The following is a 26,587-nucleotide window of genomic DNA, read 5'->3' as shown; positions in this document are numbered from 1 at the left end:
GGGGAAAATTGTGGCAAGGTGCACAATTTTTGCACAAATAATGCAAAACGATTAAAAATTATGCATTCAAGAGAGGGAATTTACCAGTAATTCTGACCTCAACTTCATCGGTACGGCAGGGTATGGTGCGTCAAAACGATAATCGGGCAGAGTTCGGAAATGACTGAGTCCAGGCGCCGCAAGACCCCTCTGGTCGCGGATAAAAGATACCCGTCCAAGGGCCGCAAGCCCAAGACGACCAAGCGCGCGGCCAAGCCAGCGGGCAAGAAATCTGTTGCGCGCAAAACCACCTCGCGCAAGGCCACGCGTAAGAAAACACGAAAGAAATCCGGTGGCGAGGGTGGCGGAATCTTCCGCCGGATGTTCCGCTGGCTGTGGCGTCTGGTCTGGGGCGTGACCTGGCGCGTTGGGGCTGTGTGTGCGCTGCTATTGGCGCTGGCGATCGGCGTTGTCTACTCAACGCTGCCCAATGTCGATTCGCTTTTGGACGGTCGTGCGCGCGGTTCGGTCACGATGCTGGACCGCGATGGTAAGGTTTATGCGTGGCGCGGGGATCAGTTTGGTGGGGTCATCACCGCCGATACCGTGTCGCCGCATCTAAAACATGCGGTCATCGCGACCGAGGACAAACGCTTCTATCGCCATTTCGGCGTCAGTCCCCGTGGCGTTGCCAGTGCTGTGCGCATCAACCTCAGCGAAGGGCGAGGGCCGTTGTCGGGCCATGGCGGGTCGACCATTACCCAGCAGACGGCCAAGCTGTTGTGTCTTGGCGTGCCCTACGATCCCGCCGAGTGGGAGTCCGAGGCCGCGTATGAGGCGGATTGCCGTCAGGGTTCGCTCTGGCGCAAGGCAAAAGAGGCCGTCTATGCGATGGCGATGGAGGTCAAGTATTCCAAAGACGAGATTCTGACCATTTACCTGAACCGCGCTTTCCTTGGGGCCGGTGCCCGTGGGTTCGAGGCTGCCAGCCAGCGTTATTTCGGGATTTCGGCGGCCGAGGTTTCGCCGTCCGAGGCGGCAATGTTGGCAGGGTTGCTGGTCGCGCCCACACGCTATGCGCCGACGAACAACCTGCAACGCTCGCAGGATCGGGCGCGGCTGGTGGTCGGGCTGATGGAGGACCAAGGATACCTGTCCACCGCGCAGGCCAGCGAAGCCCGCGCCCGCCCGGCGGTTTTGTCGGATGCTGCCGCTGCCCGCGCCGGGGGGTATTTCGCCGATTGGGTCATGGCCAGCGGGCCTGAATTCTTTACCCGCAATACGACCGAGGATGTGGTGATCCGCACCACGTTGGATCAGCGTATCCAGACATCAGCGGAAGAGGCGCTGCAATACATCTTTCAGGAAAAGGTGCGCGAAGGGTCCAAGGCGCAGGCCGCCATTGTGGTGATGTCGGCCGATGGGGCGGTGCGCGCCATGGTTGGCGGGCGCAAGACCCGCGTGTCGGGGGCGTTCAACCGCGCCACGCAGGCGCTGCGACAGACCGGGTCATCGTTCAAGCCGTTCGTCTATGCCACGGCGCTGGAACTGGGCTATTCGCCGTTGGATACGGTGATGGACGAGCCTTACTGCATCGATATCCCCGGCTCGGGCCAGTGGTGTCCCAAGAATTACACCAACAAGTTCTATGGTCGGGTGACACTGGCGGATGCCCTGAAGAACTCGCTGAACATCCCGGCGGTGAAAGTGGCCGAGATTTCAGGGCTAGAGAATGTGCGCACCGTTGCCAGCGAATTCGGTATCGCCAGCGATCTGGCCGAAGGCCCGGCACTGGCATTGGGCGCGTCTGAGAGCACGCTGATCGAGATGACGGGCGCCTATGCGGGTATTTTGAACGGAGGCTCTGCGGTTGAACCTTATGGCCTGACCGAGCTGAAGCTGTTGGGTGACGATACCCCTGTCATGGTGACGACAACCGGTATTGGTGAGCGTGTCATAAATGACAAGGCGTCCAAGCAACTGACCTGGATGATGGAGCGTGTCGTGTCCGAGGGCACTGGTGGGCGCGCCAAACTGCCGGGGTGGCAGGTGGCAGGCAAGACCGGCACCACGCAGGCGGCGCGGGATGCTTGGTTCATTGGCTTCACGGCGGATTATGTGACCGGTGTCTGGATGGGGTATGACGACAACACGCCGCTGTCTGGCGTCACAGGCGGCGGCCTGCCCGCCGAGATCTGGAAAGAGACGATGGTGCGCGTGACCGAAGGGATGACACCCACCCCACTGCCCATGCTGGCCCCGGACCCGCCGGTGCGAACCGAACAGCCTCGGCAGCAGCGCCGCAGGCAGAACAACGGGTTTGAGAAGGCCATCAACAACCTGCTGAACAATATATTCGGCAACTAAGTCACAAAAAAAGGCGGTGCGCTGGGCACCGCCTTTTCTACACGTGGTGAGGCGAAATCAGACGCTTTCGTTCAGTGCGGCCAGAATGGCGTCGCCCATTTCTGTGGTCGAGACCGGCTCAACGCCCTCTTCGGCCAGCAAGTCGGCGGTGCGGACACCATCGGCCAGAACCTTCTCGATCGCGGCTTCCAGGCGATCGGCCTCATCCCCTTGGTCAAAGCTGTAGCGCAGCGCCATGGCAAAGCTCAGGATACAAGCAATCGGGTTGGCCTTGCCCTGACCCGCGATATCGGGGGCCGAGCCGTGGACGGGTTCGTACATCGCCTTGGGGCGGCCGTTGGCCATGGGCGCACCCAGCGAAGCGGATGGCAGCATACCCAGCGAACCGGTCAGCATCGCCGCGCAATCCGACAGGATATCGCCGAACAGGTTGTCGGTGACGATCACGTCAAACTGCTTGGGTGCGCGCACCAGCTGCATCGCGCCGTTATCGGCATACATATGGGAAAGCTCGACCTCGGGGTAGTCCGCTGCGACACGGTCCACGACCTCGCGCCACAGGATGCCCGATTCCATCACGTTGGCTTTCTCCATCGAGCACAGCTTCTTGTTCCGGCGCATCGCCAGTTCAAAGGCCGAGCGCGCGGCGCGTTCGATCTCGGACTCGGTATAGCGCTGGGTGTTGATGCCCACGCGTTCATTGCCTTCGTTGAAGATGCCGCGCGGCTCGCCGAAATAGACGCCCGAAGTCAGCTCGCGCACGATCATGATGTCCAGACCGGCCACGATGTCTTTCTTCAGCGACGAGAAATCCGCCAGTGCGTCAAAGCACTGGGCCGGGCGCAGGTTGGAAAACAGGTCCATTTCCTTGCGCAGGCGCAGCAGGCCGCGCTCGGGCTTTACGCTGAAATCCAGATCGTCGTATTTCGGGCCACCCACGGCGCCCAGCAGAACCGCGTCCACCTCTTGCGCCTTGGCCATGGTTTCGTCCGTCAAAGGCGTGCCATGCGCGTCATAGGCGGCACCGCCGACCAGATCCTCGCTCACGTCAAAGTGAAGGCCGCGTTTTTCGCCGAACCAGCCGATGATTCTGCGCACTTCGGCCATAACTTCCGGGCCAATTCCGTCTCCGGGCAGGATGAGGAGCGAGGGGTTGGACATGAAAGGTCTCCTTGCGTTTCGTCGCACAGGCCCTAGCGTCTGCATCGCATCGGGTCAATGAGACGATCCCGCCAAACCACGAGGAAAACACATGCTGACACCCGGAAACCCGGTTCCCGCACTGAAAATTGAAACCGTCGCCGGTGGGGATTTCGATCTTGAGCGCGACAAGGGCGAAAACGGCACGTTGGTGATTCAGTATCGCGGGTTGCATTGCCCGATCTGCATTCGTCAGATGGGCGAGGTCGAAGCGGCGCTGGATGACTTTGCCGAACTGGGGATCGAGGTGGTGATGATCACCACGGACACCGCCGAGCGCGCTGCTGAAACGGTTGAAAAAGCGGGCGTGTCGCGCCTGCGTGTGGGTCACAGTCTGCCTATGGCCGAGGCGCGGGAAGACTGGGGGCTGAACATCTCGGAAGGACGTGAAGGGACTGCAGAGGCCGCGTTCTTCGCCGAGCCGGGACATTTCTACATCTCGCCCGACCGCAACCTGTATTTCGCGTGGCAGCAGACCATTCCCTTTGCCCGCCCCGCCATTGCCGATATTGCCGGAGGCATCAAATTTGCGCTGAACAACGGCTATCCCCCGCGCGGCACCTATACCGGTGCCCTGTAGGTGGTGGTAGATGGGCCTTCTGGATCAGCCAGAGGGCCCAAATGCGTCCGAAAAGGCGGCGCGCAGCCATTCGACCGTGACCTGAACCCGTTTGTATCCGACTGTGTCGGGGTTGAGATAGAGGTTCAGGCTTCGGTTAAATTCGGGCCGGCCTGTGCCCACACGCACCAGATCGTCGCGCCCTTTGGCCAGACACATCGGCAACAGACCCTTGCCGACCCCTGCGGCGACGGCTGAAACCAGAACGCTGGCATCGGTGGCGGTGACTCGCATGGTTTCGGTACTTTTGCTCAGCCGCTCGACAGCCCGGCTGATGATCGGGCGACTTGCTTCTTCGTCAAAAAAGGCGACCCAATTGGCAGGGGGTGTGTCCAGATGCGCCGCACGGTATACGGCATATGGCACCTGACCAAGCGTGACGGTGTATTCCGCAGCTTCGGGTGGAACCTCGAACCACATCTGGATCGATGCTTCACCCGAGACACGCGCAGACGGTGCGCGGGTCATCAGTCGCAGATCCAGCCCCGGATTGGTGGCCAGAAAGCGATCCATGCCGGTCATTGCCAGCCGTTGCATTGTCCATGAATTTCCAACCAGCCGCATCACGCCTACGGCGCTGGCCTGCGATTGCGAAATCTGGTCGGTCATCTGGTGATAATGTGCCTCGATCTGTTCGGCCTGCCGGATCGCGATGACGCCCGCCTCGGTCGGGACAAAGCCGGATTTAGAGCGCACGAACAGGATAACTCCCAGCTCTTTTTCAAGCGCAGTCAGACGCCGCCCCATCGTCGTCGCGTCGACGTCAAGCGCGTGCGCCGCGCCGGTCAGTGAACCGGCCCGACCAATGGCCAGAAGCACTTTCAGATTGTCCCAATTCATGTCAGTTACCTGCAAAATTGCATGATCTTGATGCAGTTTAGTGCCTTTTTGTCAGCAGAAATCAAATCTAAATTCAGGCAATCCAGAAGAGGCACTGCACTTTCCAAAGTTCACAGTGGGTTACGAGTTTTCTTTTTGGGGTGTTGGGGTCTGTTCTAGATCCCGTGATAAAGGACAAGTGAATGCAAGTTTTTTCGAAAGTTTGGACTACGGCGGTCTGCCTGACATTTGTGGCGGCGTGCAGTCAAACCGAGGCTCCGCAGCCCATTCAGGCTGAGCCGATTTTCAACAAGTATGGTGACGTTATCGGATGCTCGGACGGTTCATCACCCGCAGGTACGGCAACCGAGCCCTGTGTGCCGCCGCCGCCTCCACCGGAAGGCTGTGATGATTCCTCGGTTGCTGGAACGGCGTCTGTTCCTTGCACCCCTCCGGGGGAAGAGCGTGACCCAAGCGACAGTTCGACATCCGGCGGTGGGCGTGACCCTGACGGAGGGCGCGATCCAAGCGACAGCACCTCGACCGGAGATGGGCGTGACCCAACGGGGGGGTCGTCCGCACCCGGCACGCCGCGCACGTAAGTTTTTCGATTTTTAAGTCTGTATAGTAACGAGTCTGTCCGGGTAATTGACAATCCTCGACCTGAAATTGGGCCACCGCTTGGTGGCCCTTTTTTCTTCAGTCCATGTCTATGTCGACCCAGACCAGCCGGTGGCGGCTGGCTTTTTTGGCCGCGTCCCGCTCTGGCGTGCCCGGTTTGGGCCAGTACACGCCCGCGCGCTGCACGGTCCAGTGGGCCGAGGGCAGAACATAGTCGACCCTCAGATCCCCGACCGCTTTCCATGTGACCGTAGTCAATGCACCGGTAGGGTCCTGCGGACGCGGGTCGGTCAGGCGCGGGTCGGTCAGCAGGCTGTGGATCGCCAGTTTGAGGCCTTCACCCTGCGTCGGATCCTGGTTTGCATCCCCGGCGATGATGAAAGGGCCATTGGGGGCCTGTCCCAGATCGCCATCCAGAACTGCGCGCCACAGCATGATCTCATCATGATTGCGCAGACCATTGCGGTCCTCTGGCCCATCAAACACCGGAGGGGCAGCATGGAAGGTCATCAAAGTTAGCGGCCCTTGTGGGGTTTCTATTGGGACCGCCCAATGGGCCACGGACGAAAGTCGCTGGATGTCCTGCGCGTTGGTGGAGGGGAAGGGTCGCCCATCGACCAGCGGCAACTTGGCATTCGGCAGGTCGCGCCAGCGCAGCGCGGTAAATTCCTGCACCTGACCCGTGGTGATGGGATAGCGCGACAACACTGCCATCCCCGCTTGACCGGTGAACCGGCCCCAGCCCTGGGCATCACCGGGCCCTGATGTGCGGCCATCGCCATCCATATCCAGCCCGGTTTCCAGGCCAGAGTTCGGCTGGGCGGCATAGATATGTGGATAGCTCAGCCCCTGTGATGACACTTGCGTGGTCAGCGCCCGGATCGTCTTACCGTTCAGGTCCCAGTCGATCCCCTGCAACGCGACGATATCGGCCTGAACCGCCAACAGGACCTCTACCACCGCTTGAACCTGTGCATCGCCGCGCTGGATATCGCGCAGCAACAGTCCGGGCCCGTCGCGGCTGAGTTCGGTGTTGAAGGTGGCCACGCGTAAAGGTTCTGCCTGCGCCATGATCGGCAGCAGCAGAAAGATCAGGGCACGGATCATGCGGCCTGAGTGGACTCGGTTGTGGAATAGGCGCGGCGTTTTTCGACGATCAGGTTGGCAATCCGCAAAGTCGCCATCCCGCGCATGATCATGCTAGCGGGCAGGAAGGCCCATGCGCTCATCGTCCAGATCAGGGTTTGCGGGTTATTAAGCGAGATGGGATCGGCGTATTCCGTCAGTATCTTGATCAACGCCGGGATCAGGAAGGGCAACAGCACCCCGATCGAGATGTTCAGCCGTCCGTCCCGTTGCAGCCGGGTGACGACGTCGCCGCCCTTGGTCGGGTCGAATAGCGGTAGATTTGTCCAGACATTGAATGCACCGTTGCCGGTTGGCCAACCACGCAGCTTCACCGCATAAGCAAAAGCCGCGATAGTCACCAAGGCGGCGACATAGGCGACGCTGGCGGAAATACGCACTAGCTCGGTCAGTGGCGCACTTGCCCCTGACGGCAGGATCAGGACGATCAGGCGGACCGGAGAATAGGGGAAGTCCACGATATTCGCGATACCTAGGCCGACCGAATAGAAAACCTCGGTCAGGCTGGTGGGCATATAGGCGTTCTTGCAGATCAGCGTCAGGAAGGTGACCATTGTAACTAACCCGACAAAGCGCAACCGGTTCACCGGCGGCGCATCGCGGAATTCGATAAAGCTGGGAAAGGCCGAGTTATATTCGGCAAAGGTCAGAAAAAATGCGAGAATGGCGAGAAAGACGACGATCTCGGTCCCATTCGTTGACGATACGGGCAGATACAACGCGGGGGTCAGCACCACAAGTGCAACAAGAATGCCCCGAATTGCCGCCCCTGTTGTGCGCGCAATCACTTTCCGAACCCTTTCAAACTGGACGGGCCGATCTTTGCCGACTTCATTCCAACTTGTGCCCGTCATTGATTATTTTGACGGATGCCTCATTAGCGCCAACATTGACCCCCCAAGGCAATTCGCTCAAGCCAAGGTGCAGAAAACACGCCATTTGAGGCAAAAAGATGGCAAAACTGGTGCTGGTTTGCATCATTCCTGACGCAAAACCGTCGTCTAGTTTAAGGTCACCGCAACATGTTGTGGTTGCTGAATTTCAGACCCCAAGAATGCGAAAGGGACCGCCGAAGCGACCCCTTTAAGTTGCATTGCATACGATGTCTAAAAGAATCACACCCACGGACGCGCCTGAGAGGCGTGCTCTTCAAATTTGTCGATATGATGTTCTTTTTCCATCGACAGGCCGATATCGTCCAAACCGTTCAGCAGGCAGTGCTTGCGGTGAGGGTCGATGTCAAATTCGATCTCGACGCCGTCCGAGGTCGTGATCTTCTGATCTTCCAGATGCACAGTCATGCGGGCGTTCTCGCCCTTGTGCGCGTCGTCCATCAGGATCGCATGATGCTCTTCTTCGACGACGATGGGCAGGATGCCGTTCTTGAAGCAGTTGTTGAAGAAGATGTCCGCGAAGCTGGTCGAGATCACGACCTTGATGCCGAAATCCTTGATCGCCCAGGGCGCGTGTTCCCGCGACGAGCCGCAGCCGAAATTGTCGCCTGCTACCAGAATCTCGGTGTTGCGATAGGCAGGTTTGTTCAGAACGAATTCTTCATTCTCGCCGCCATGGTCGTGATAGCGCATCTCGTCGAACAGCACGACGCCAAGGCCAGACCGTTTGATGGTTTTCAGGTGCACTTTGGGAATGATCATATCGGTGTCGATATTGATCAGTGGCATTGGGGCGGCCACCCCGTGGACTTTGTCAAACTTTTCCATGTTCACACTCCTGCGGGAGAGGGCCGCGCCCGTGCCCCGCGTTTAAGCTTCTTTCGCTTCTGTTGTTTCGTCTTTGGGTGCGTCTTTGACGTAGAACGCCATAAAGACCAGGCCGAGCCCGTTAAAGATCATCTCGATGCCCAGTAGAATGCCCAGCAATTGCAGCATGATCGCAGGCTCGACTGTGGCAAAGCGCCAGATAAGCATCGCCAGGACAATCGACATGATGCCAGAGATCAGCGTGGCCCAGAAATATTGAGTGCCGCGCATCTGGAACGACAGGATAACTCGGGCGATACCGCCTGCCAGAAACAGGATCAGACAAACGGTGGCCAGCGTCAGCGTGCCCTGCAACGGGTGACCCAGAAAGGACCAGCCCAGAAACAGCATCACCACACCCATGATGAGTGACAGGATTTTGTTACCCGTGCCTTCGACGGTAAAGCCGCCGACAACCTGCAACGCGCCCGAGATCAGCAGCAACACACCCGTCACCACCGTTACGGCAATCGACGCCACCGCCGGCGCGCCCAGCACAAAGATGCCAAACACGATGGACAGAAGTCCAAGCAGCAGCCATTTGATCCAGTCACTCATTTGTTCAATCCCTCAAATATCTAGATATGAGGGTACCTTACATCAAGTCTCGGACGTCTGTCAGCCGTCCTGTTAAGGCCGCTGCGGCAGCCATTGCCGGGCTCAGCAGGTGGGTGCGTCCTCCGCGGCCCTGACGACCCTCAAAGTTACGGTTCGAGGTCGCGGCACAGCGCTCGCCCGGTTGCAACTGGTCGGGGTTCATCGCCAGACACATCGAACATCCTGCCAGACGCCATTCGAAACCGGCCTCTTTGAAGATGTCGGCCAGACCTTCTTCCTCGGCCTGCAATCGGACCAGACCCGAACCGGGCACGACCATTGCGCGCATCCCGTCCTTGATCTTTTTGCCTTTGAGGATTTCAGCAGCGGCGCGCAGATCTTCGATCCGGCCATTGGTGCAAGACCCGATAAAGACGGTGTCGATTTCCACGTCGCTCAGCTTCTGACCGGCTTCCAGTCCCATGTATTCGATCGAGCGGCGGGCCGCGTCAACTTTGCCGCCTTCGAAATCTTCGGGGTTCGGCACGGTTGCGGTGATCGGCAACACGTCTTCGGGGCTGGTGCCCCATGTCACCACGGGCGCGATATCTTCGCCGCGCAGGGTCACGACCTTGTCGAAATGCGCGCCTTCATCGGTGTAAAGCGTTTTCCACCACTCCATTGCGGCTTCCCACTGGGCGCCTTTCGGGGCGTGGGGGCGGCCTTTGACGTATTCGAACGTGGTCTCATCGGGGGCGATCAGACCCGCGCGGGCACCGCCTTCGATCGCCATGTTACAGACGGTCATGCGGCCTTCCATCGACAGATCGCGGATCGCTTCGCCGCAATATTCGATGACATAGCCGGTGCCGCCTGCTGTGCCGGTCTCACCGATCACGGCCAGAGTGATATCCTTGGCGGTCACGCCCGGCTGCAATTTGCCGGTGATTTCCACCTTCATGTTCTTGGATTTCTTCTGGATCAGAGTCTGCGTGGCCAGAACATGCTCAACCTCAGAAGTACCAATGCCGTGGGCCAGAGCACCAAACGCGCCATGGGTGGCGGTGTGGCTGTCGCCGCAGACAACGGTCATGCCGGGCAGGGTCCAACCTTGTTCGGGGCCGACGATGTGGACGATGCCCTGACGGACGTCATGCACCGGGTAGTAGTGAATGCCGAAATCCTTGGCATTCTTGTCCAGCGCCTCGACCTGAATGCGTGATTCCGGGTTTTCGATCCCGTTCACGCGGTCCGGCGTGGTGGGCACGTTGTGATCCGGCACGGCGATGGTTTTTTCCGGCGCACGCACCTTGCGGCCCGCCATGCGCAGGCCTTCGAAGGCCTGAGGGCTGGTCACTTCGTGTACCAGATGGCGGTCGATATACAGCAGGCAGGTGCCATCGTCGGCTTCATGCGCGACATGGGCATCCCAGATCTTGTCATAGAGTGTTTTGGGGGACATCGGTCCTCTCCCGTATGTAATGAGAATTGGCTGGCGAGGTGGCTTAGGCCGCCGATAGGCGGGCCAGAACCGTGCGGGCAGCCCCATAGAACCGTTCGCGCAGACGGGCGCGATCTTCAAGGTTCTGAATCTGGGCTACGGTGAGTCTCATGGCGTCCAGATATATTGCCCATTGCCGTCAATCAAGGTTCAAAACCGCGTCAGGCTTGCATCATGGGGCTGTGCTGTCCAAGCTGCAGGTATGAATCAAGACCTGATCCCCAGCTCGCTGTCGGACCTTTATGACAACATGGTCGCGGGCTTTTCTGTGCAATTCGAAAACCTTCTTGAACTGGTGGTCACGCCGGGCTGGCGTCAGCACCAGCTGGTGATCATTCTATTGCTATGGGCTTTGGCATTTGGCCTTAAGCTTTTCACGCAAGGCCGGTGGGATTCTTGGGCGCGGGCGCGCACTGGGTGGCCCAAATGGCGTTTGCGCGTTTTAGTACAGCTGATGCAGCGCTTGACGCTGGTCTATTTCGTGTTGCTGTCCTGGGCGCTGTATCTGGTCATGCAGCAGATCACATGGCCGTCCCGCAGTTATATCATTGGCGTTATCGCGACTTTGGCGACGGCGTGGTTGGCCATAGCGCTGGCGGCGCGACTGGTGCGCAACCGGACGCTGCGGCGGATCTTCAAATGGGCCATGTGGGTCTATGCAACGCTTGTCGCCCTGAATCTGACTGATGACGTGGCCGAGTTTTTGGACGGAGTCGCGATTTCTATTGGAGATCTGCATATCTCGGTGCTGGGGATCATCAAGGCGGCGCTGTTGATCGGTGTTCTGCTGACGTTGGCGCGTGTGGGTACGCGCGCAGCCGAACGTGGTTTGAAAAGCAATGATGACATCACGCCTTCCATGCAGGTGCTATTGGCCAAAGGCATTCAGGTGGTTCTGTATGGGGCCGTCTTCATGGCTGCGATCCGGACGCTAGGGTTTGACCTGACCGGAATCGCGCTGCTGTCTGGTGCGATCGGTGTGGGCATCGGGTTTGGGCTGCAAAAGGTGGTGTCTAACCTGATCTCGGGAATCATCATCTTGATGGATCGCTCGATCAAGCCGGGCGACGTGATCTCGCTGGGGGATACGTTTGGGTGGATCAACGCGCTGGGCGCGCGTTATGTCTCGGTCGTGACACGGGACGGGCGGGAATACCTGATCCCGAACGAAGATCTGATTACCAGTCAGGTCGTGAACTGGTCGCATTCCGACAAGTTCGTGCGGCTGGATCTGGAGTTTGGTACCAGCTATGGCGACGATCCCCACAAGGTGCGCGCCACCGCTATCCGTTCAGTGAAGTCCGTGGCCCGCGTGCTGAGTGGCGGTCTACATGAACCGGTCTGCCATATCACTGGATTCGGGGACAGCAGCGTCGACTACGTGCTGCGGTTCTGGATCAGCGACCCAACCAAGGGGCTGACCAATATCCGCGGCAATGTCTACCTAGCGCTCTGGGATGCGTTTCAGGCCGAGGGTATCTCGCTGCCCTTCCCGCAGCGCGAGGTGCGCCTGCTGCCCGACGCAGACCCGCAACAGATCGTAGAGGATTGACGCTGCGTTGATGGCGCGTTCATTGAAATGTTGCATTCCCCTTGTTACCTTATTAGTACCCCGGCGCCGGGATTTGATGGCGCGCAGCAAAGGAGGACTATGTCCTGTCTCTACATACCCAGGCGGGGTTGCCCGCCGATGACGGGGCCAGCGTGATGGCCCACTCTCAGTCAATCAGCGACAAGCTGCTTGAGCGTATCCTTTCCTCACTTTCCGATGACAAGGCCGAAGACGTCGTGCAGATTAACCTGCAAGGTAAGTCTTCTGTTGCGGATCACATGGTGATTGCCTCGGGTCGGTCGACCCGTCAGGTCTCGGCCATGGCGGAAAAGCTGACGGATCGCATCAAGCAGGAATTCGGTTTCACCTCGAAGGTCGAAGGCAAGGATGCCGGCGACTGGGTGCTGATCGATACGGGCGACGTTATCGTCCATATCTTCCGCCCCGAAGTGCGTGAATTCTATCAGCTGGAAAAGATGTGGCTGCCTCAGGGCGGCAGCGCCTCGGCGAACTGAGGCGCTATCCCGGCCTGTATTGAAAGGCCGGAGGCGAGAGAGATATGCGGATTAGCATAGTTGCGGTCGGGCGATTGCGCGCCGGACCCGAGAAGACCCTGCTTGACGATTACCTGACACGCTTTGACCGGACCGGACGCGCTTTGGGCCTTGGTCCTGCGCGGGTGATCGAGGTTGAAGACAAGAAAAACGCTGGAATGGGCGCCGAGGCGACGCTGCTTCGCAAGGCGCTGCCCAAAGGCGCGGTCATCTGTACTCTGGACGAACGGGGCCGTGTGATGTCCTCGCCGGAATTTGCCAAAAAGCTGGGCGGCTGGCGCGATGCCGGGCGGCAAGATTTGGCGCTGATCATCGGCGGGGCAGACGGAATAGACCCTAATCTGCGTGCCGAGGCGGATTTTTCGATCTCATTTGGTTCGATGGTATGGCCCCATATGCTGGTCCGTGTGATGCTGGCCGAGCAACTCTATCGGGCCGCAACCATTTTGTCGGGCGGCCCCTATCACCGGGTCTGATATGGCGCAGCTTTTGATCATTTACCATTCGCGCACCGGCGGGGCCCGGCAAATGGCCGAAGCTGCAGCCAAGGCTGCAGGGGATGAGGCGGATGTGGTTCTGAAACCCGCCGATCAGGCCGGACCCGAAGATTTGTTGCAAGCCGACGGCTATATCTTCTGCGCGCCCGAGAATCTGGCCGCGATTTCGGGTCTGATGAAAGAGTTTTTCGACCGCAGCTATTATCCGGTGCTGGGTCGGATCGCAGGCCGCCCCTATGCGCAGATGATCTGCGCCGGGTCTGATGGCGAAAACGCCGCGCGACAAACCGCCCGCATCGCAACCGGTTGGCGGTTGAAAGAGGTGCAGCCGCCGCTGATCATCTGCACCCATGCGCAAACACCCGAGGCGATTCTGGCCGAGAAAACCATCCCCGACGACCAGCTTGAAAATTGCCGCGAGCTGGGTCTTGCCATGGCCGCCGGTTTGCAGATGGGCGTGTTCTGACTTCAGTTCAGGTCGACCACAAAGGTATTTTTGGCCCAGCCATCGGTATTGGTGCGGGCCTGTACCTGCACTTGCGACGTGCCCGCCGGGATCGCCACACCGCTTAGTGAGCGCGTAAAGGGCTGTTCATTCTCATGCGGGTGATGCAGCACGCGTAGTCCCAGCTCTTTCCCCTCCATATCCAGCACACGCCAGCCATCTGCATAGTCATCCCATCCGGTTTCAGGATGTGAGACGGTCACATCGAATCGCCATGTGCCACCGTTTGATTTCGCGGTGACGGCTTCGATCACGGGGTCATCTGCAAGGGCCGGAGTTGCCAGAAGGGCGCTCAGAACAAGATATCTCATGATATGAACTTAACCTTTTGTGGTGAGCTGAGGGATCACGATCCGGTGTTTAGGAGAATTGTGCGGGAATGCGACGCGAATTCACGCCGATAGAGCATAGCCAGCGTGATCACCGTGCCCGCAATCAGCGCATAGGGGCCCAAGATCCATGCAACAGAAGCCAGCGCAAAATAGGTCGCCCGCAGACCACGATTGAAACTACGCGCGGCGGTGACGCAAATCTCGGCCGCTTGGGCGGCGCGCGGATAGGCGGCGGGCTCTTCAGGGTCATTTGGCACAGCCGCCATCAATACGGCGCAATAGCCAAACAACCGGTGTGCCCAGACATATTTTAGAAAAGCATTCGCCAAAAACAGCAGGATCACAAGAATTTTGACCTCCCACACCAGCGCGGGCGCGGTTCCCAGAGCCAGATCTTGCGCCAGCCCGGCCAGGCGCTCTGTGTTGCCCAGCAGAGCTAGTCCACCCCCGATGGCAATCATCGTGGTTGAGGCAAAGAACGTGCTGCCCTGCCGCATCGTGCCGACGACCTGCGCGTCAAACATGCGCGGCTGACGGGTCACCATTTCTTTCATCCAGTCTCGGCGGTAGTCGTCCATGATCATTCCAACCGAGGGCTTGTTCGGTGGCGGGTTTTCGATCCGCCAGCCGATCCCCAGCCACGCGCCGATCAGCAGGGCGATACCGACGAAATCCAACGGTGCGAAGGGCATTGATTGATAAATCCAGGACATGCATTGGACCCTACGTTTTACGGGAAAAACTTGCCAGATCGGAAAATTGGTAATATTATTTTACCAAACTGGAGGATCAGCCATGGAAATGCCGACGCCTAACCCTGACGTTCTGCGCCGAAAGGATGCGGTGTTGCGCCGTTTGCTGCAAGTGCTGCCTGAAGACGCCGTTATTCACGACCCGGCCGAGACGCGCGCTTATGAATGCGACGCGCTGACAGCTTATCGTTGCCCTCCGATGCTGGCGGTGCTGCCGTCCACGACCGGCGAAGTTTCGGACGTGCTGCGCATCTGCAGTGAAGAGGGGGTTCCGGTGGTGCCGCGCGGCTCGGGTACCTCGCTGGCGGGTGGGGCGTTGCCCACGGCTGACAGTGTTATTCTGGGCATTGCCCGGATGAACGATGTGTTGGAGACCGACTATGACAACCGCATCATCCGCGTGCAGACCGGCCGCACCAACCTGAGCGTGACCGGCGCGGTGGAGGCGGAAGACTTCTTCTATGCTCCTGATCCTTCATCGCAGCTGGCTTGTGCGATAGCGGGCAATATTGGAATGAATTCGGGCGGGGCGCATTGTTTGAAATATGGCGTGACCACAAATAATCTATTGGGCGTCAAAATGGTGATGATGGACGGCAGCGTGGTCGAGATCGGCGGCGCGCATCTGGACGCGGGCGGGTTGGACCTGCTGGGCGTGATCTGTGGTTCGGAAGGGCAGTTAGGCGTTGTGACCGAGGCAACGTTGCGAATTCTGCGAAAGCCCGAGGGTGCGCGGCCCGTGCTGATGGGGTTCGATGATAACGAAGTCGCCGGGCAATGTGTCTCTGACATTATCAAATCGGGCATTCTGCCGGTGGCGATCGAATTCATGGATACACTGTGCATCAAGGCGTGTGAGAATTTTGCGCAGGCGGGCTATCCCGATTGCCATGCTTTGCTGATTGTCGAGGTCGAAGGATCAGAGGCCGAGATCGACTATCAGCTGTCCAAAATCATAGAGATTGCCAAGCGTCACAATCCGGTCGAGCTGCGCGAAAGTCAGTCGGCTGAGGAAAGCGCGAAAATCTGGTTGGGCCGAAAATCCGCCTTTGGCGCGATGGGGCAGATGAACGATTACATGTGCCTCGATGGGACAATCCCAGTTTCTGCCTTGCCGCAGGTACTGCGCCGTATCGGAGAGCTGAGCGAGGAATATGGCCTTCCGGTGGGCAACGTGTTCCACGCGGGCGACGGCAATATGCACCCGCTGATCCTGTTTGATGCCAACAAGCCCGGTGATCTTGAGAAATGCGAGGCGTTCGGGGCGGATATCCTGAAGCTGTGCGTGGATGTGGGTGGCTGCCTGACCGGCGAGCATGGAGTGGGCATCGAAAAGCGGGATCTGATGTTGCATCAATACGCGCCAGCGGACCTTGAAGCGCAGATGGCCATCAAGGATGTGTTTGATCCGAACTGGTTGCTGAACCCAGCTAAGGTGTTCCCGCTGGATGTGTCTGAGGCGCGCCGGATTGCAGCCGAGTAAGGGGGCGCTGCCCCCATCGCGGCAAGCCGCGATTCCCCCGAGGTATTTTTGAACAGAAGAAGTGTCATGAGACCTGAAACAGAGGCCGAACTGGCCGAAATAGTGGCCGGGCTGCAGGGCCCCGTGCGAATTGCCGGTGGTGGATCCCGCGGGATCGGCGGGCCAGAGATGACCATCGAAACCGGCGGACTGAGCGGTATTTCCCTGTATGAACCCGGCGCGCTGACGATTGTGGCGCAGGCCGGTACTCCGGTGGCCGAGGTCGAGGCGGCGTTAGAGGCCGAAGGGCAGCAATTGGCGTTTGAACCGATGGATCATCGCGGTCTGTTGGGCACGAATGGTGCGCCGACCATTGGCGGTGTCGTGGCCGCTAATATCTCAGGCCCGCGCCGCATTCAGGCCGGGGCTTGCCGTGATTTCCTGTTGGGCGTGCGATATGTCGATGGCAAGGGCCATGTGGTCAAGAATGGCGGGCGGGTGATGAAAAACGTCACCGGCTATGATCTTGTCAAACTGATGGGCGGGTCATGGGGCACGTTGGGTGTTCTGACCGACGTGTCGCTGAAAGTGCTGCCCAAGCCAGAGGCGGTGGCGACATTGGCCTTGCGCGCTGATGATGTCAGCGCGGCTGTTGCGGTGATGTCAGCGGCGTTGAAATCCCCGTTCGAAGTGTCGGGTGCGGCCTATGACCCGCAAGAGATGCGGGTTCTTCTGAGGGTCGAAGGGTTCACGGACTCTGTCGCCTATCGTGTTGAGCAGTTGAAATCGACATTGGCCGGTTTCGGAGAGATTGCTGAGATCGATGGCTCGGTCGAGCGGTGGCAGGCCATTCGGGACGTATCTGCGTTTCATGGTGTGGATGGGGATGTGTGGCGGATTTCGGTCAAACCTTCGGATGCGACCGGGATTGCGCAGCGGATTGGAGCGGATCGAACCCTCTATGACTGGGGCGGCGGGCTGATCTGGGCGCTGGTGCCCAAAGGCACGGACCTGCGCGCACGTCTCGGCGCTTTTGAAGGTCACGCGACCCTGGTCAGGGCCGATGCCGAAACGGTTGAGGCCCTGGGGCGGTTTCAGCCGGAAAACGCCGGAATTCAGGCTCTGACACAGGGCATTCGACAGCGTTTCGACCCGCGCGGGTTATTCAACCCGGGTCTGATGGGGTAAACAGATGCAGACAACATTCACTGAAAAACAACTGCAAGACCCGGCGATTCAGCGCTCGAACGAGATCCTGCGTAACTGCGTCCATTGTGGGTTTTGCACCGCCACATGCCCCACCTATCAGGTGCTGGGCGATGAGCTGGACAGCCCGCGCGGGCGGATTTACCTGATCAAGGACATGCTGGAAAACGAGCGTGTGCCGGATGAGAAAACGGTCAAACATATCGACCGGTGCCTGTCCTGCCTGGCCTGCATGACCACCTGTCCATCCGGAGTGCATTACATGCATCTGGTCGATCACGCGCGTGAATATATCGAACAGAATTACAAACGGCCCTTCACCGATCGCGCCCTGCGCTGGGTGCTGGCGCAGATTCTGCCCTATCCGATGCGGTTCCGCTGGGCTTTAATCGGGGCCAAGCTGGGCCGTCCGTTCAAATTCCTGATGCCAGATGCGCGGTTGCGGGCGATGCTGGATATGGCGCCAAAACATATCCCTCCGGTCAGTCGCAACGACGATCCGCAGAGCTTTGCCCCAAACGGTGCGCGCAAAAAGCGTGTGGCGCTGATGACAGGATGTGCGCAAAAGGCGCTGAACACTGATATCAACGATGCAACCATCCGTTTGCTGACCCGGCTGGGGTGTGAGGTTGTCGTGGCCGAAGGTGCGGGCTGTTGTGGGGCGCTGACGCATCATATGGGCAAGTCCGATGACAGCCACAAAGCAGCCGCTGCCAATATCCGCGCTTGGGTGGCCGAGATGGACGGGGATGGGTTGGATGCCATCGTCATCAACACTTCGGGCTGTGGGACGACCGTGAAGGATTACGGGCACATGTTCCGCAATGACGCGTTGGCCAAAGATGCGGCGCGGGTGTCGGAGATTGCCATGGATATCAGCGAGCTACTGATGCAGCTGGATATGCCCGAAGGTGGCGAAAAGGGTCTGACTGTGGCCTATCACGCAGCCTGTTCGTTGCAGCATGGTCAGAAAATCAAAACCTATCCTAAGGACCTTTTGAAACGTGCGGGGTTTACTGTGGTCGAACCTGCGGACAGCCATCTGTGCTGTGGCAGCGCCGGAACCTACAACCTGATGCAGCCTGAGATTTCCGGGAAACTCAAACAACGCAAGGTCAGGACGCTGGAGGCTGGTAACCCTGATGTGATTGCCGCAGGCAACATCGGATGTATGATGCAGATCGGATCGGCTACCGAGGTTCCGATTCTGCACACGGTCGAGTTGTTGGACTGGACGACCGGAGGGCCCCTGCCAAGGGCCATGCAGCAGGACCACAGGCCGGACCGCGAGGTGCCGATCTTAAGGTAGGTGTCTGAAGACGACTACGGTCGCGTTCAGATCCCGGCTGTCAAGCGAGCGCCCTAATTTCGCCTTACGCACTGCGTAGGAGGATAAGTCGAAGCTACGCCGGAGAACCGCTTGCGAAACTGGATCAAGGTCTTAGCACTGGCGCTGATGCCCATGGCCGCAATGGCTCAGGATTCAAGGTTGAAAAGCCTGGAAACCACCGATGCCGGGCGCGCGTGGATGGCTGTTGGGCGGCTGGATATCGGCGGTGCCGGGTTTTGCACAGGCACCCTGATTTCGCCGACTATTGTACTGACCGCCGCGCATTGTTTGTTTGACAAGGTTACTGGCCAACGCGTGGACTTGTCAGATGTCGAGTTTCTAGCCGCATGGCGCTTGGGTCGAGCGTCGGCCTATCGGGCGGCGCGGCGAGCTGTCATTCATCCCGAATACCAGTTTGGCGGGGACTCCACTGCCCGGATTGGCAGCGATATCGCGCTGGTCGAGCTGTGGCAACCGATCCGCAACACCACCGTCATCCCGTTTGAAACCGGCGCACGCCCGGCGCGAGGGGAAGAGGTTGGCGTGGTCTCATACGCGCAGGACAGGGCTGAAGCGCCATCGTTGCAAGAGGTCTGCTCGGTCATGACCCGACGTTCGGACGTTTTGGTGATGTCCTGTGATGTGGAATTCGGCGCGTCCGGGGCGCCTGTGTTTTCGTTCGAAGGCGACCGCCCGCGCATCGTCTCGGTCGTGGCTGCCAAGGCCGAATTCAATGGCCAACGTGTGGCCGTGGGCACAACGGTCGAGGATTCACTGGATGTTCTGCACCGTGAATTATCCGCCGGGCGCGGGTTCATCGCCGACACGCCGCCAGGGGCGGCCCGCAACAATGTGGGTGCGAGGTTTGTCAAACCGTGACGCGTATTCTTGCGACCCTATTGTGTCTGCTGGTGATGGCGACAACCGCAAGCGCCCAAAGTGCCAAGCGCAAGCTGACCGACCGGGAAGACCTCTATGGTTGGGAAGCGGTCGGGCGTCTGGATATCGGAACCCAAGGCTTTTGCACTGGCACCCTGATCGCGCAGGACATTGTACTGACCGCCGCGCATTGTGCGCTGGATAGGGCAACGGGCCGACCCTATGCGCCGGGGCAAGTGACGTTCCGCGCGGGTCTAGGTCAGGGGCAATCGCTGGCAGACCGAAAGGTTGTACAGATCGCAGTTCATCCCGACTATGCCAAGCATCCATCGCTTTCGAATGCTGGCGTTCGGGCCGACGTTGCCCTGATGAAGCTGGAACAACCGATCCCTCTTTCCATTGCGGACCCTTTTGCCTTGCACAGCGGGCGTGTGACGGGGGGTGAGGTCAGCCTGGCCTCGTACGGGCGGGGTCGATCCGAGGCGATTACCCGCGAACGGTCCTGCGATATTCTGCAAAGAGTGCAGGGGCTAATCCTGTTTAACTGCGATATCACCTTTGGGTCTTCGGGCTCGGCCCTGTTGGCGCGCAAAGGGTCGCGCTGGCAGATTCTGTCGGTGGTTTCGGCGGTTGGCGCAGTTAATGGCCGCAAGGTTGGGTTTGGCATGGAACTGGCCGGAATTGTCTCGGATCTGAAGGCCGATCTGCGCCGCGACGCACCGCAGCCCAAAGCCTCGATCAATCGTCTACAGGTCGGGTCGGGCAAGTCCAATTCCGGTGCGAAATTCATCAGCCCCGGCGGGGGTTGAACTCGGCCAAATCGTTACCCATGTGAACTGTATCGGGTCGCCACGAACGGGGCCTGATACAGCAAACCGCCCGTCCGAACCGGAGGGCATATCGTAGATCGCTCAGACTTGAGGATATGACACATGCGTACTTTTGATTTTGCTCCGCTGCACCGCGCAACCATTGGCTTTGACCAGATCGCCGACATGATGGATCGCGTTCTGACCAATGACGTGGCTCAGCCCAGCTATCCGCCTTATAACATCGAAAAAACCGACGCTGACGCCTACCGGATTTCCGTCGCTGTCGCCGGTTTCGCCGAGGCCGATCTGTCGGTCGAGGTGAAGGAAAACGCCCTGATCGTGGCCGGCAAGAAAGCCGCCGAGGACAAGGACCGTTCCTACCTGCACCGTGGCATCGCCACCCGCGCGTTCGAGCGCCGCTTTGCACTGGCTGACCACGTCCGCGTGACCGGTGCGAGCCATGAGAACGGCATGCTGAACATCGACCTCAAGCGCGAGGTGCCCGAAGCGCTCAAACCGCGCCGGATTCAGATTTCGTCTGGTCAGGCCATCGAAAAGGACGTGGTTGACGCCAAAGCCGTGAACTAAGGCCGTCCGACCACCGCGATAGTCCTGCCTCTCGGGGCTATCGCAGACTGCACGCCCCGCGTTCCTCCAGACGCGGGGCGTTGTTCCCCAAACCAATATCGATCCTGCGCAATAGTGCAGAGGTTGAATGTTCAACGAGCTACTTGAACCCAGCCGTCTTGATCTGGGTCAGTTCCGTGGTGGGTAGGGGTTCGTTGGGTCTTACATGACCAAAAGTAAGGACAATTGAGTGCGAGTGAATGGAAGGAATCTGAAATGAAGAAAGTAACTGTATCTTGCTTGCTTGTGGGCACGCTTGCGTTAGCGGCGTGCGGGGCGCCAACGACACCAACACAGGCCCAGGTCCAGCACGATGCGCGTTGCGCAGCAGGTATTTTGGGTGGCGCGGCTCTTGGTGGCGTTGTCGGCAATCGCTTTGGCGGCGGGTCAGGTCAAACACTGGCGACTGCGGCAGGTGCCGGACTTGGAATGTATGCAGGTCAGTCGGCTTGCAACTGACGAAAAGTTACATGCTGAAAAGTTTAGCGCCGCGCATTACCTGCGCGGCGCCAATAATTTAGGAATATGTGCTTCAGTTCCCAGCCGTCACCTGTCCGATCGACCAGAACATCGTCTCGCCCGAGGCATCGTCGACGCCGTCATTGTCGGTCATCACGAAAGCCTCGCCCGAAGGCAGGATGGCCAGACCTTCGATCTTGTCCAGCACGTAGCCGCCCGTTGAGGTCAGGTCTGGCAGCAGGTCGCGGACCTCTTCCTTGGTGACCACTGGCAGCTCACCACCCAGCGGGGCAGGGGTCATTTCTGACAGCGGGATGCGATAGATCTTTTTGGTCACGGCGCGGTGGTCGTGCTGGTTGTCGCGTTCAATGACATAGACATGATCACCAAAGGCCACGATCTCCGACAGACCGACCCAGCCTATTTCCGGGTCAGCCTTGGGATAGTGCACTGCACCCCATTCCTTGGTGTCCAGATTGTACGCGACCAGTTTCACGTGGTTTTCCGGGTCGTCTTTCCATTCGCGCTGTACGGCCATCCACAGGGTTTCGCCGACTTTGGTTATGCCCTCGAAACCGAAACGCTTCTCGACTGCCATCAGTTCAGGCGGCAGGCCGATCTCGCCTTTGCGGTCCTTGATCTTGCCTTCAGCAGAGACGTGGTAGATCGCGTGCGGGATAACGCGGTCGGTCCGCCCTTCGGACGCGACATAGAAGCCACCCTTGCCATCCAGCGTGATGCCCTCAAGGTCCAGCTTTTGCGCCGGGTTGCCGTCCTGACGGTGAATGCGGATCACGTCCACGATGCGGGCGGGCTGCTGGCTAGGGTCGATCTTAAAGATCGAAGGCTGGAAGCCGTAGAAGCTGTCATTGACCGCATAGATCATGCCGTCCTCATCCGCGACCAGACCGGAGAGGGCGCCCCAACCGATCAGCTCATCCGCGCCTTCCGAGGTCAAATGCGGATAGTTGGCGGGGGCGGCCTGATACTCAAAAATCGAGACATGCGCACGCGGGCCTCCATCTTCGATCAGGTCTTTTTCGTTGGCTGAGATCAGCAGATTGCGCTCGGGGATGGCAACATAACCTTCCGGCCCAACGCCTGAGGGCAGCAGCTGTTTCAGAACCGGGCTCGCAGGGTCGGTGGCGTCATAGACCCCCACGACCGAGGCGCGCTCGGCCCCCACAAAGATCATCGGAGTACCGCCAAAGGTGGCTGCGGTCACGCTTTCCGGCTCAACGCCTTTGCTGTCCGAGCGTTTGTCGGGGTAGTGACCGATCTGGATGATGGCTTTCTCGAACTCGGTGCCGTTTTCGTAAATAACGGTGCCGTTCTTGTGGAAGATCGTCCAACCGCGCGAGCCGCCCTCATAGTCGCCTTCATTGGCAGTGGCGAAGTGGTTGTCGTCGATCCATTTCACAGCGTCGGGTTCACGCAAGCGGCCCGGCTGGCTTTCGGTGAAGATTAGCGCGCCACGTTCATCGGTGGCATCGATGCCTTCCAGATCCACGCTGCCGGCCGAGAAATGGCTGATCACGGTGCCATCTTTGGCAATAACCGCGATGTGGTTATTTTCTTGCAGGGTGACGACGGTTTCACCCAAGCTGTTTATGTCCACGAACTCGGGCTCGGGGTCGGTCGGCGCAACCTCGGCCAAACCGGTCAGCGAGGCCATTTTCATGCCTGCGCAATCCAGCACGCCATCTATTAGCGGCACCAGCGCTAGCTCACCTGCGGGCAGCTGCGGGATGATGCCATCGTTGAGGTCTTCGTCCCGCTCATTTTCTATCGCCACAGCAACAAAGCTGGCATCGGGAGCGATGGCGACGCTGTCTGGCTGACCGCCCAGATCACAGGCGCCGGTCTGCGCCTTTCCCGCGATATCGACCGAAATAAGTTTGCCCGACGGGGCGGTATAGCTGTCCGAAGTGTTCACGCCAACGAAAGCATTTGCGCCAACGATCCCGACTGAGGTCGGCTCGCCACCAACCTCCATCGCACCCAAGGGCGCAGGGTTCGCGGGATCGGTGATGTCGACCATCCCGATCACGCCCAGCGGGCTGTCGGTGTAGACCAGCGTCATGCCATCTGCGGTCGCCGCGATGATCTCAGGCGAGGTTTCGCGGTTCATATCCGCACCCTCAGCCATGTTCTTCACAACTGGAAATGACGCAATTCGGTTGAAATTCATCTCTGCCACGGCCTGACCGGCGGTCAGTGCCAAGGCAGATGTCAGGCAGACACAGCGCAATGACATCGGTTGGTATCCTCTCTTGCTTGGTTGCAAGGGGGGATGGACGCGGTTCATTACGCTGGCGTGACGGTTTTGTTTCAAATTGGTGACAAGATGGGCTGCCTTCTTGCTGCCGCGATGCGTTTGTTCGTTTCAGGTCGCGCCCAGATTGCAGGGTCTATCTTTTGCCATGTATTTTTGCCAGTCTTTGCAGGAATTTTCCGCCCAAGGGGATGTAAATAGGCGTAACATTGCCTATCTTATTGGGGATTTTAACAAAAAAAGGGATAGCAGATGTCGAACCATCAATTTGACGCCTTGATCGAAGAAACGCAGACGAAAGTGCGTGAAAGCCAGTCGCAGATCGAAAGCCTGACCTCGCGGATTGACGCGGCGCGGGCCAAGATTGGCACGGCCGAGGCAGATATCGACATCGAAAACGCCACGCTTGAAGACGTACATGCCCATACCGAGGTGATGAACGCCAATATTGCTGAGCTGATTATGGGGCTGGATGACGTCACCAACGCGTTCTCCAAGGATTTCGACGAGATGCGCTCGAAAACCGGGTGGGAGAGCTTTGTGGGCATTTTCGCCAAAGCCAAGTCCGAGTCGATGCGGCAGGAACGGATGCGCACCGCCAATATCGACGACAAGCTGCAGGACCTGATCGCCAAATCGGACGTGATCGTAAAGCTGTTGGAAGGGCAGCTGTCCGTGCTGGAAGAACAGCGAGTGAAGGTCGAAAACAACCTGACCGGCACTCTGGACGACCGTGAGGCCACCGTGGCCGAGCTGGAATCGCTGCGGGCCGAGATTCAGGGTATGGACCCGACCATTATCACTCTGGAAAACAAGATCAGCGTCGAACAGGACGCCGCTGCGCGGACCCAGTTAGAGACTGAATTGGCCGAGCTGAACAAGCAATACAACGCCAAGGTTCAGGAGGAACAAGTCAAGCTGGCCAAGTCCCAGACGCTGGAGCGTTATATCGAAAAGGGCAAGACCTGGGTCGATTCATTGCAGAACCAGGCGGCGACGCAGATGGTGCTGATCAACAAGCTGCAGACAGACACGCAACAACGTGTGGTGCTGTATGACGCCCTGACCAAATCGCTGAAAACCGCGCAGCAGCAGGACGTGGCCCACCGCATCAACGAGATCGGCGTGCAGACCGACCAAGAGGCTCAGACGGCGATGGCCGCCATCGGCACCGCGACCAACCAGAAGATGGCCGACATGCTTGAAGCGCATGAGGATCACATGGTCTTTGCCCGCGACGTGCTGGAGAAAAAGGCCAAGGCGGATGAACGCTTTGCCCGCCGCTTTGCCTCGATTGTCGAGAAGCATGATAAGAATTTGTATGGGGGCTCTTGAGGAAGGGCGCCGCTATGCTTGACGGCGAAAGACGTCCTCCTCCGGCGTTATCTCGGAAAGACATTGATTTGCCGGATTGGGTCGAGACGGCAATGATCACGCGATGGTTCGCCATTGGGATTGGCGTTGTCCTGTATTGGATCACCGAATCCTATTGGGTCATTGCGTTGAGTATGCTGGTTTTCTTCGCGGTCGGTCATATCGTCTATCGTCTGTATCGCAAAGAAGACCCCGTTTCCGCTGAAATTGCGTTCCACAACGAAAATGATGGCTATCATTCGGGCGGCGAGGATGGTGACGGAGATGGTGGTGACTAATGGAAACTAACCCCACCCAAGACCATGTCGGCCTGACCGACACTTTCGCCTCGCGGCGCTACTTCCGCAAATTCGAGGTGATTACAGTCCACCTCCTGCGCGTGGCCGCGACGATGGAGGCCGAGGGCGCGATCAGCAAGCAAGAGGTGCGGATCGTGTCGCGCTACCTCTCGGGGCTGCTCTACACCTTCCGGGCGCTCAGCATGAAATACCTGCTGGTCGGGCGCGATACGGGGCGGTTCTTCGGCAGCCTTGCGATGGACAAGCGCGACAGCGGATTTCCGGTGGCGGCCGAGTTGTTGACCATGGCCAATGACGCGCAGCAGGCGCAGGTACATCTGGCGAATATGCCCTCGGAAGTTGATCTGAAAACCGACATGGTGCGCACCATCATCGGGGATCGCGAAATCCCGACCAAGCTGCAATTCGCGCTGTCCCAAAGGCTCTATTACGAGGAATTGCTGAAAGGTCAGCTGTTCTGGGCCCGCAATGATCCCGAATGCCACTGGATCGGGAATGAGGGTGAACGGCGCAAGTTCATGATCCACTGGGCGGTCTATGACAGCCAGATCAACCTGCCGGTCATCTACCTGATGCAGTTGGAGGACAGCGGCAAGACGGCCCTGCCCAAGGATCAACGCCGCTGGCCGGAGGTGCAGGCGCATCTGATGGCGCAATCGTTGGGCGGGTTGAAACTGGTAACGATTGCCAAGGGCTTTGATCAGGATTTCGACGACCTGCACCCCAAACACCTGCGTCGCATTCATGTGGGGCCGATGTATTCCTCGGCCTATACCGAGCAATCCGGCCCTCTGCGGCAGGTGCTGGAGGATGCACAAGCGCCAGAGGGTCAGGATTGGGCGCTGGCATGGACCACCGAAGCGCTGGAAAGCGAAGATGTCATCGAGGAACGCGCCGGGTGGTTCTCGACCGTTGAGCGCGAGATTTTTGCTTTGGATCCGTTCGGCACGCAAGGGGCCGAGACTGGGGCCACGCGCACGCAGCGGTCGATTATCCTGCCTCAGCGCCCGTTTCAGGTTCTGGCAGAGCGCGACCCGCCGGGCTTTGGTGACGTGCGCAAATTCGTTGTCAGCAAGACGGGGCAAGTGTTGCGCTATTAGATTTTTTGCCTCCGGCGGAGGTA

General features: G+C 59.0%; 28 protein-coding genes. 17 read left to right on the top strand and 11 right to left on the bottom strand.

Annotated elements, in window-relative coordinates; genetic code table 11:
* The first annotated feature begins 159 nt into the window (after positions 1-159).
* Positions 160-2,346, top strand: coding sequence for a transglycosylase domain-containing protein (locus ACR0C5_RS10320; protein WP_480876324.1), 2,187 nt, complete (start codon positions 160-162; stop codon positions 2,344-2,346).
* A gap of 57 nt (positions 2,347-2,403) precedes the next feature.
* On the opposite strand, the gene leuB is transcribed toward ACR0C5_RS10320, so the two are convergent.
* The gene (leuB, locus tag ACR0C5_RS10315) at positions 2,404-3,507 is read right to left on the bottom strand and encodes a 3-isopropylmalate dehydrogenase (RefSeq protein ID WP_170786345.1); all 1,104 of its coding nucleotides are present in this window, start codon (positions 3,505-3,507) and stop codon (positions 2,404-2,406) included.
* A 91-nt stretch (positions 3,508-3,598) separates the two neighbouring features.
* Between leuB and ACR0C5_RS10310 the strand changes: the two genes are divergently transcribed.
* The gene (locus ACR0C5_RS10310; protein WP_170786347.1) at positions 3,599-4,126 is read left to right on the top strand and encodes a redoxin domain-containing protein; all 528 of its coding nucleotides are present in this window, start codon (positions 3,599-3,601) and stop codon (positions 4,124-4,126) included.
* Between the two features lie 24 nt (positions 4,127-4,150).
* Here the strand turns inward: ACR0C5_RS10310 and ACR0C5_RS10305 are convergent, their stop codons facing one another.
* Positions 4,151-5,005, bottom strand: a complete 855-nt coding sequence (locus ACR0C5_RS10305; protein ID WP_480551606.1) for a LysR family transcriptional regulator — start codon at positions 5,003-5,005, stop codon at positions 4,151-4,153.
* A 182-nt stretch (positions 5,006-5,187) separates the two neighbouring features.
* Between ACR0C5_RS10305 and ACR0C5_RS10300 the strand changes: the two genes are divergently transcribed.
* Positions 5,188-5,586: a hypothetical protein gene (locus ACR0C5_RS10300; protein WP_170771090.1), complete on the top strand. Its 399-nt coding sequence runs from the start codon at positions 5,188-5,190 to the stop codon at positions 5,584-5,586.
* A 97-nt stretch (positions 5,587-5,683) separates the two neighbouring features.
* Here the strand turns inward: ACR0C5_RS10300 and ACR0C5_RS10295 are convergent, their stop codons facing one another.
* The 6 genes from ACR0C5_RS10295 to ACR0C5_RS10270 form a co-directional block, all read right to left on the bottom strand.
* Complete coding sequence (locus ACR0C5_RS10295) at positions 5,684-6,712, bottom strand: endonuclease/exonuclease/phosphatase family protein (RefSeq protein WP_480876321.1); 1,029 nt, start codon at positions 6,710-6,712, stop codon at positions 5,684-5,686.
* Entirely contained in the window at positions 6,709-7,539 is an 831-nt protein-coding gene (locus ACR0C5_RS10290) for a hypothetical protein (protein WP_480876319.1), read from the bottom strand. The genes ACR0C5_RS10295 and ACR0C5_RS10290 overlap by 4 nt, the downstream gene beginning before the upstream one ends.
* Before the next feature lie 327 nt (positions 7,540-7,866).
* The gene (leuD, locus tag ACR0C5_RS10285) at positions 7,867-8,472 is read right to left on the bottom strand and encodes a 3-isopropylmalate dehydratase small subunit (protein ID WP_170771083.1); all 606 of its coding nucleotides are present in this window, start codon (positions 8,470-8,472) and stop codon (positions 7,867-7,869) included.
* 42 nt (positions 8,473-8,514) lie between these two features.
* Complete coding sequence (locus ACR0C5_RS10280) at positions 8,515-9,069, bottom strand: HdeD family acid-resistance protein (protein ID WP_170771080.1); 555 nt, start codon at positions 9,067-9,069, stop codon at positions 8,515-8,517.
* Between the two features lie 37 nt (positions 9,070-9,106).
* Positions 9,107-10,510: a 3-isopropylmalate dehydratase large subunit gene (leuC, locus tag ACR0C5_RS10275; RefSeq protein WP_170786357.1), complete on the bottom strand. Its 1,404-nt coding sequence runs from the start codon at positions 10,508-10,510 to the stop codon at positions 9,107-9,109.
* A gap of 43 nt (positions 10,511-10,553) precedes the next feature.
* The gene (locus ACR0C5_RS10270; protein WP_174819376.1) at positions 10,554-10,661 is read right to left on the bottom strand and encodes an isopropylmalate isomerase; all 108 of its coding nucleotides are present in this window, start codon (positions 10,659-10,661) and stop codon (positions 10,554-10,556) included.
* A gap of 90 nt (positions 10,662-10,751) precedes the next feature.
* Here ACR0C5_RS10270 and ACR0C5_RS10265 point away from each other — a divergent pair, with 90 nt between their 5' ends.
* The 4 genes from ACR0C5_RS10265 to ACR0C5_RS10250 all read left to right on the top strand — a co-directional run bounded on the left by ACR0C5_RS10265 (position 10,752) and on the right by ACR0C5_RS10250 (position 13,618).
* A complete protein-coding gene (locus tag ACR0C5_RS10265) occupies positions 10,752-12,101 on the top strand; it encodes a mechanosensitive ion channel family protein (RefSeq protein ID WP_170790124.1) in 1,350 nt (449 codons plus the stop codon).
* 155 nt (positions 12,102-12,256) lie between these two features.
* Positions 12,257-12,616 (top strand): ribosome silencing factor, encoded by a 360-nt coding sequence (rsfS, locus tag ACR0C5_RS10260; RefSeq protein WP_058276550.1) that lies wholly within the window; start codon positions 12,257-12,259, stop codon positions 12,614-12,616.
* A 44-nt stretch (positions 12,617-12,660) separates the two neighbouring features.
* A complete protein-coding gene (gene rlmH, locus ACR0C5_RS10255; RefSeq protein ID WP_170771073.1) occupies positions 12,661-13,131 on the top strand; it encodes a 23S rRNA (pseudouridine(1915)-N(3))-methyltransferase RlmH in 471 nt (156 codons plus the stop codon).
* A gap of 1 nt (position 13,132) precedes the next feature.
* Complete coding sequence (locus ACR0C5_RS10250) at positions 13,133-13,618, top strand: flavodoxin family protein (protein ID WP_480876316.1); 486 nt, start codon at positions 13,133-13,135, stop codon at positions 13,616-13,618.
* Positions 13,619-13,620: 2 nt separating this feature from the next.
* On the opposite strand, the gene ACR0C5_RS10245 is transcribed toward ACR0C5_RS10250, so the two are convergent.
* Complete coding sequence (locus tag ACR0C5_RS10245) at positions 13,621-13,968, bottom strand: hypothetical protein (RefSeq protein WP_170786363.1); 348 nt, start codon at positions 13,966-13,968, stop codon at positions 13,621-13,623.
* A gap of 35 nt (positions 13,969-14,003) precedes the next feature.
* Positions 14,004-14,702: a DUF599 domain-containing protein gene (locus tag ACR0C5_RS10240; RefSeq protein WP_170771067.1), complete on the bottom strand. Its 699-nt coding sequence runs from the start codon at positions 14,700-14,702 to the stop codon at positions 14,004-14,006.
* A gap of 82 nt (positions 14,703-14,784) precedes the next feature.
* Here ACR0C5_RS10240 and ACR0C5_RS10235 point away from each other — a divergent pair, with 82 nt between their 5' ends.
* The 7 genes from ACR0C5_RS10235 to ACR0C5_RS10205 all read left to right on the top strand — a co-directional run bounded on the left by ACR0C5_RS10235 (position 14,785) and on the right by ACR0C5_RS10205 (position 21,516).
* Positions 14,785-16,224, top strand: coding sequence for an FAD-linked oxidase C-terminal domain-containing protein (locus tag ACR0C5_RS10235; protein WP_170771064.1), 1,440 nt, complete (start codon positions 14,785-14,787; stop codon positions 16,222-16,224).
* A 66-nt stretch (positions 16,225-16,290) separates the two neighbouring features.
* Positions 16,291-17,391, top strand: a complete 1,101-nt coding sequence (locus ACR0C5_RS10230) for an FAD-binding protein (RefSeq protein ID WP_480876314.1) — start codon at positions 16,291-16,293, stop codon at positions 17,389-17,391.
* A 4-nt stretch (positions 17,392-17,395) separates the two neighbouring features.
* Positions 17,396-18,718 carry a glycolate oxidase subunit GlcF gene (gene glcF, locus ACR0C5_RS10225; RefSeq protein WP_170771060.1) on the top strand — a complete coding sequence of 441 codons (1,323 nt, stop codon included), beginning with the start codon at positions 17,396-17,398 and terminating at the stop codon, positions 18,716-18,718.
* Positions 18,719-18,829: 111 nt separating this feature from the next.
* Positions 18,830-19,618: a trypsin-like serine peptidase gene (locus tag ACR0C5_RS10220; RefSeq protein ID WP_480876312.1), complete on the top strand. Its 789-nt coding sequence runs from the start codon at positions 18,830-18,832 to the stop codon at positions 19,616-19,618.
* On the top strand, positions 19,615-20,427 hold the full coding sequence (locus ACR0C5_RS10215; RefSeq protein ID WP_480876310.1) for a trypsin-like serine peptidase: 813 nt from the start codon (positions 19,615-19,617) through the stop codon (positions 20,425-20,427). The genes ACR0C5_RS10220 and ACR0C5_RS10215 overlap by 4 nt, the downstream gene beginning before the upstream one ends.
* Before the next feature lie 123 nt (positions 20,428-20,550).
* The gene (locus ACR0C5_RS10210) at positions 20,551-21,018 is read left to right on the top strand and encodes an Hsp20 family protein (RefSeq protein ID WP_170771055.1); all 468 of its coding nucleotides are present in this window, start codon (positions 20,551-20,553) and stop codon (positions 21,016-21,018) included.
* 255 nt (positions 21,019-21,273) lie between these two features.
* Positions 21,274-21,516: a glycine zipper 2TM domain-containing protein gene (locus ACR0C5_RS10205; protein ID WP_170771051.1), complete on the top strand. Its 243-nt coding sequence runs from the start codon at positions 21,274-21,276 to the stop codon at positions 21,514-21,516.
* A 73-nt stretch (positions 21,517-21,589) separates the two neighbouring features.
* Here the strand turns inward: ACR0C5_RS10205 and ACR0C5_RS10200 are convergent, their stop codons facing one another.
* On the bottom strand, positions 21,590-23,773 hold the full coding sequence (locus tag ACR0C5_RS10200; RefSeq protein WP_480876308.1) for an esterase-like activity of phytase family protein: 2,184 nt from the start codon (positions 23,771-23,773) through the stop codon (positions 21,590-21,592).
* Between the two features lie 270 nt (positions 23,774-24,043).
* Here ACR0C5_RS10200 and ACR0C5_RS10195 point away from each other — a divergent pair, with 270 nt between their 5' ends.
* The 3 genes from ACR0C5_RS10195 to ACR0C5_RS10185 are packed head-to-tail and all read left to right on the top strand — an operon-like array spanning position 24,044 to position 26,564.
* Positions 24,044-25,126 (top strand): hypothetical protein, encoded by a 1,083-nt coding sequence (locus ACR0C5_RS10195; protein WP_480876306.1) that lies wholly within the window; start codon positions 24,044-24,046, stop codon positions 25,124-25,126.
* A 14-nt stretch (positions 25,127-25,140) separates the two neighbouring features.
* On the top strand, positions 25,141-25,443 hold the full coding sequence (locus ACR0C5_RS10190) for a hypothetical protein (RefSeq protein WP_170657833.1): 303 nt from the start codon (positions 25,141-25,143) through the stop codon (positions 25,441-25,443).
* Positions 25,443-26,564 carry a hypothetical protein gene (locus ACR0C5_RS10185; protein ID WP_480876304.1) on the top strand — a complete coding sequence of 374 codons (1,122 nt, stop codon included), beginning with the start codon at positions 25,443-25,445 and terminating at the stop codon, positions 26,562-26,564. The genes ACR0C5_RS10190 and ACR0C5_RS10185 overlap by 1 nt, the downstream gene beginning before the upstream one ends.
* The last annotated feature ends 23 nt before the right edge of the window (positions 26,565-26,587 follow it).

The sequence above is a fragment of the Ruegeria sp. N8 genome (assembly GCF_056531325.1).
This window is presented reverse-complemented; position numbering and strand designations above follow the sequence as displayed.